Source organism: Bacillus sp. SIMBA_031 (assembly GCF_046535225.1).
In the GTDB taxonomy this organism is placed as follows: Bacteria; Bacillota; Bacilli; order Bacillales; family Bacillaceae; genus Bacillus; species Bacillus velezensis.
The window spans coordinates 1-266 of record NZ_JAWRXC010000318.1 but is presented as its reverse complement, the minus strand read 5'-3'; the positions used below and the strand labels follow the sequence as shown (position 1 = coordinate 266).

The 266-nt window shown below is 60.9% G+C and carries 1 protein-coding gene; it reads right to left on the bottom strand.

All coding sequences use genetic code 11. The features are described from left to right. Positions 1–209 (bottom strand): DUF6541 family protein (locus SB724_RS20460; RefSeq protein WP_410572726.1); only part of this gene is annotated, 209 nt, incomplete at its 3' end. Positions 210–266: the final 57 nt, after the last annotated feature.

The window sequence follows — 266 nt, the reverse complement described above, 5'->3', positions numbered from 1 at the left end:
CACCAAGATCCAGCCATACGCTGCTTCCCGAAAATGCTCGCTCGAGCCGCTCCGGGCCGACCGAACTTATCGGGGAAGTATCGACGCAACAGCATGCGTCCGGCGAAGAGAACAGCGCACAAAACAAGCAGGACCGCCAACACCGGGAGCAACTGCCAGCTCATTCCTACCGAGTGCCCCAGCACTCCAATAACTGACAAGACTCCCATGCCAAGCAAGGGTGCCACCACGGGCAAGAGGATGCGCCGGACACCAAGCGCCTCCCC